At 72.6% G+C, this 5,096-nt stretch carries 2 protein-coding genes and 2 pseudogenes; 1 reads left to right on the top strand and 3 read right to left on the bottom strand.

Features of this window, described 5'->3' with window-relative positions:
* A pseudogene (locus EBN88_RS28420) lies at positions 1-182 on the bottom strand (hydrolase); the annotation flags it as partial.
* Positions 183-320: 138 nt separating this feature from the next.
* On the opposite strand from EBN88_RS28420, the gene EBN88_RS28415 reads away from it, so the two are divergent.
* The gene (locus EBN88_RS28415; protein ID WP_122399885.1) at positions 321-1,505 is read left to right on the top strand and encodes an acyltransferase family protein; all 1,185 of its coding nucleotides are present in this window, start codon (positions 321-323) and stop codon (positions 1,503-1,505) included.
* Positions 1,506-1,600: 95 nt separating this feature from the next.
* On the opposite strand, the gene EBN88_RS28410 is transcribed toward EBN88_RS28415, so the two are convergent.
* Positions 1,601-4,357 carry a CDP-glycerol glycerophosphotransferase family protein gene (locus EBN88_RS28410; protein WP_233581066.1) on the bottom strand — a complete coding sequence of 919 codons (2,757 nt, stop codon included), beginning with the start codon at positions 4,355-4,357 and terminating at the stop codon, positions 1,601-1,603.
* A 100-nt stretch (positions 4,358-4,457) separates the two neighbouring features.
* Positions 4,458-5,096, bottom strand: a pseudogene (locus tag EBN88_RS30945) (hypothetical protein); the annotation flags it as partial.

Genomic DNA, 5,096 nt, shown 5'->3' with positions numbered 1-5,096 from the left:
GGCAGCGCGGCGGCCAGCGCCGCCAGGTCGCGCGCCTCGATCCCGCCGCCGGCGCCGTGGCCGAGCGCCAGCACCGTGCGCGCCCGCCGCGCCTCCCACCAGCTGATCCGGGCCTCGCCCGCGTCCGTCGTCACCGTCTGCCGCCGGTCCGCGCGCCGCGTCCCGTTCGTCGCCGCCGTCATGGGGCCAGTCTGCCGCCGACCCCGCCGGGACACCGAGCGGACACCGCCGGGTCACCGGGGCGCCCACTGCCGTTAGGGTGCCAGGGTGATGTGCTGTTCCCCTCCCCACACCCACCCCCACGCACCCCGGGGGGCATCATGACCGGCTCGCCGCCGCCCCCCACCGAGCGGCCCGCCGAACAGACCATGGCCCTGCGCCTGCCGAGACAGGGCGCGGCGCCCAAGCAGCGCGACGCGTTCTTCGACAACGCCAAGTACCTGGCGATCGTGCTGGTCGCCATGGGCCACGCCTGGGAGCCGCTGCGCGCTGACTCCCGCGCGGTCACCGCGCTGTACATGTTCGTGTACGCCTTCCACATGCCGGCGTTCATCCTGATCGCTGGCTACTTCTCGCGGAACTGGGACGGCCGCCCCGACCGGGTGCGGCGGCTGATCACCGGGGTGCTGGTGCCCTATGTGATCTTCCAGATCGCCTACACCTACTTCCTGCGCCGCCTCGACGGCAACGACAACGACTACCTGCCGCTGTTCGAGCCGCGCTGGCTGCTGTGGTTCCTGGTGGCCCTGTTCATCTGGCGGCTGACCGTTCCGCTGTGGAAGGCCGTGCGCTGGCCGGTGCCGCTGGCGCTGGGGCTGGCCGCCGTGGCCACCGCGTCGCCGACGATGGGCGGCGACCTCCAGCTCCAGCGCGTGGTGCAGTTCCTGCCGTTCTTCGTGCTGGGCACCACGCTGAAGGCCGAGCACTTCCGGATGCTGCGCCGCCGGTCGGCTCGGCTGCTGGCGCTGCCGGTCGGGGCCGGGGCCGCGCTGTTCGCCTACTGGGCGGAGCCGAGGATGGAGTACGCCTGGTTCTACCACCGGGGCAGCGCCCAGGAGTTGGGCGAGCCCTGGTGGGTCGGGGTGCTGATGACCTTCGCGCTCTTCGGCTGCTCGGTGCTGCTGACCTGCTGCTTCCTGGCGCTGGTGCCCGGGCGGCACGGCTGGTTCACCGCGCTGGGCGCCGGCACCCTCTACGGCTATCTGCTGCACGGCTTCCTGATCAGGGGCTCCGTGGAGTGGGGCTGGTACGAGCCAGAGCTGATGCGGGACACCCCGACCGCGTTGCTGATCACCTCGGTGGTCTCCGCCGTCGGCATCTCGCTGCTCTGCTCGACGCCGGTGCAACGGCTGCTGCGGCCGCTGGTCGAGCCGAACATGCGCTGGTTCTTCCGCCCGGAGGAGAAGAGGCCGCCGGCGCCGAAGGGCACGGAAGCCGCCACGACCGGCACCGCCACGGCCGGGGCCGCGACGGCCGCCCCGACGCCCGCCGAGCGGAACGGCTGACCCGGCGGCCGAACGGGAACGAACGAAACGGCGGGCGCGCCGCCCGAAGGACCGGGGGCGCGCCCGCCGTTGACGTTCGTCCGGAGCCGTCGCCGCTAAGCGCCGCCGCCGTCCGCGTGCCGCTTGGCGATCTCCAGCATCCGGTCGACCACCCGGCTGGTGGCCAGGCCGTCCGACGGCTCGCAGAAGTCCTTGACGAACCGGGCGTACTTGCCGACGTACTCCCGCTCCACGTCGTCGATGTTCCGGATCGCGGAGACCAGCTCGTCCGAGGTCTTGATCAGCGGTCCGGGCGCCTTCTCGGTGAAGTCGAAGTAGAAGCCGCGCAGCGTGTCGCGGTAGTGCTCCAGGTCGTAGGTGAAGAACAGCATCGGCCGGCCCGAGTGCGCGAAGTCGAACAGCACCGAGGAGTAGTCGGTGATCAGCACGTCGGTGATCAGGTACAGCTCGGCGATGTCCGGGTAGGCCGAGACGTCCCAGACGAAGCCCTGCCCGGCGCCGGGGATGGCGTCCAGGATCTTGGGGTGCTTGCGGAACAGGAAGACGTGGTCGTCGGCGAGCGCCCGCTCGGCCGCCGTCAGGTCCACCTGGAGGTCCAGCTTGAACTTGGACGCCGTGTGCCGCTGGTCGTCCCGCCAGGTCGGGGCGTAGAGCACGACCTTCCTGCCCTCGGGGATGCCGAGGGTGGCGCGGACCCGCTGGGCGATCTTCTCCCGGTCGGGCCGGTGGAAGATGTCGTTGCGGGGGTAGCCCGCCTCCAGCACCTCGCCCTCGCAGCGGAAGGCGTTCCGCATGATCGGGGTGGTGAACGCGTTGGGCGAGACCACGATGTCGAACTGCCGGAAGCGGTGCGGCAGGCTGGCGATGTAGGCGAGGTTGGCCTTGGGCGTGCCCAGCAGGTCGGCGCCGATCTTCTTCAGCGGGGTGCCGTGCCAGGTCTGCACCACGCACTGCCCCTCGCGCCGCTCGTACCAGTCGCCGAGGCCGACGTTGGTGACGACGTAGCGGCTGCGGGCCAGCGCCTCGTACCACTCGGTGCTGTGCCACTCCAGCGGGCGGACGCCCGGCGGCAGCGCGACCTGCTCGTCGGCGACCGACCACAGGTGCTCGACCTCGATGCCGCGCCGCACGAACTCCTCGTAGATCGCGCGGGGCGAGTCGGAGAACTGCTTGCCGCCGAAGCTGTTGTAGAAGACCGCCTCGCGCAGCGGCTCCTTCTTGAACCGGGGCGTGTGCACCTGCCGCAGCTGGCGCTGGCGCCAGGCGCCGCGCTCCTCGGCGGTGAGCACCGGGCCCGAGCCGAGGAAGAGCCGGTCGAAGTAGCGGCGGTTGACGGTGTAGGTGCGGCCGGAGACCCGCTTGCGCAGCGGCAGGGTGGCGTCGATCAGGTCGGCGCGCAGCTTGACCGGGGTGTCGGCGCCGTTGCCCCAGGCGTCCCTGTCCCGCAGCCACATGTACCAGCGGCCGGCGCGCAGCGGGAGGGTGGCGTCGTAGACGGCCATCCGGTCGGGCCTGATCCGCACGCTGAACCGGCCGTCGGCCCACTCCAGCGGCAGGACGTGTTCCTCGAACCGCTCGCCGTGGCGCAGGACGAAGCGCTTGGTGTCGCCGGGGCCCTCGTACGCGCCCTCGACCAGCAGCGCGCCGCCCTCCCAGCGCAGCGAGTCGACGACGGCCTGGCGGGCGCGGTCGTGGAGCTTGAGCAGGCCGGGGCCGTCGGTGGTGACGGCGATCTCGCGGTTCAACGGGCGGGCGTAGCGGCCCGGCGCGAAGCCCTCGCGGACGGTGGCGCGGCGGTCGCTGCCGTCCACGAACTCGATGTGCGCGATGAAGTCCAGGGTCTTCTCGGTCGCGCTGGTGGCCGCCGACAGGTCGTCCAGCGGGACGTCGGCGAACAACCGGCTGAAGCCCGCCTCGTTCGACTCGCCGGTGGTCAACGGGTAGGCGGTGCCGGCCTGTTGGCCCTTGCGGACGATCCGCAGCTTGGTGGGCAGCTTGCCGCCGGCCGGGGCGCGCAGCCCCAGCCGCAGCGTCTCGCCGTCCACCAGCGTCTGGTCGGTGACCTCGGCCTCGGGCAGCTCGACGGTGACCTGGAAGCGGCCCTCGACGAAGCTGGCCACCAGCCGGGCGCCGTCGCCCAGGTCGCGGGACTGGGAGTGGCCGGCGGAGCCGACGTCGACGCGGTCCACATGGCCGGGCACATAGCCGCCCGGCCGGGGCAGCGCCAGCGTCAGGCCCCAGGTGCCGGCCTTCCAACGGCCGCGCGACTTCAGCTTGTTGGGGTCGATGACCAGCTCGAAGCCGGCGTTGTCGTAGTTGTGGAGGGCCTGCTTGGAGTCCCGGGTCGCCCGCGTCGACTCCTCGGCGCGGAGCTTGACCGGGACCCGCCTCCCGCCCTTGGCCCGCAGCCAGGCCAGCCTCGGCAGCGGGGCGTGCGCCCCGTCCGGCAGGTTGACGACATAGCCGAAGCCGCGCAGCACCAGCTTGCCGTCCTGCCACAGCACGTCGGTGGCCTTGGCCCGCACCGGCATCTCCCGCAGCCGCAGCCGGCTGACGGCCGACGGCAGCCGGGCCGCGTCGACGCCCGGTATCGCGACCCAGGGCCGCAGCCGGCCGCGCACCGGGAAGGCCGACGGGTTCTCCCGCTCGAAGTTCAGCACGGCGAGCAGCTCGTCGACGCGGCGTTCCCTGGCCAGATGCCACTTGATCCGGGCCACCGGCGGGAACTTCCGCAGCTTGTTCTCGTCGGCTTCCGCCAGGAACGCGGCGACCGCGTCGAAGAACTCCTCGCGCTCCGCCCCGGTGGCCTCCGGGAGGAACCGCATCCGTCGCCGGAGTTCCTCCGGGATCATCTCTTCAGGCTTCGCGACCACGGACCTCGTGCCTCTTCCTCTTACTACGAACCAATGGGCGGTGGGACTGACCGGCGGGGCGCCGGCTGGTGCCCAAGGGTCAGGACGTGCTCACCACGGCGGCGGCCCCGGTCTCCCCCAGGGCCTGGTTGCGCGCCTCGGCCCGGGCGGCCAGCGCGTTGACCGCCGCGTTGAACCGCTCCAGCGAGCTGGGCTCGTCCGGGCCGAGCAGGTAGTGCCTCAGCTCGGCGCGGTCCTGGGCGAGCGGGTCGGGTCCCGTGGTCACCGCGTCCAGCAACTCGTCGATCTGGGACGCGTCGTTGGACAGGATGACGGCGGCCCGCACGGCGGTGTTCTGCCGGCGGAACTCCTCGGGGCCCAACTCGGCCGAGTCGCTGACCGCGTAGGGCTTGCCGCTGGCGATCCAGTCGGAGACCACGCTGGAGATGTCGGAGACCAGCGCGTCCGACTCGTTGAAGCAGTCGAACAGGCGCGGCTCGGAGCCGGTGATCACCCGGTGCTCCCACCAGCCGAACGAGCGCCAGAACGCCTCGTTCCACTCGGCGAAGCCGCGCTCCTCGACGGCCGCCTGGTCCGCCGGGGTCTGGGCGTCGCGGGAGACCGAGGCGTCGTCCCAGACGGCGGCGAGCGTGGCGCCGCGCCCCCGGCCGGCCTCGTCGATGGCGCGCAGCCTGGCCCGCGCGGCGGCCCGCTCGGCGGCGGTGCGCTCGGCCTCGGC

The organism is Streptomyces triticirhizae, from assembly GCF_003696235.1.
GTDB classification, from domain to species: Bacteria; Actinomycetota; Actinomycetes; order Streptomycetales; family Streptomycetaceae; genus Streptomyces; species Streptomyces triticirhizae.
This window is presented reverse-complemented; position numbering and strand designations above follow the sequence as displayed.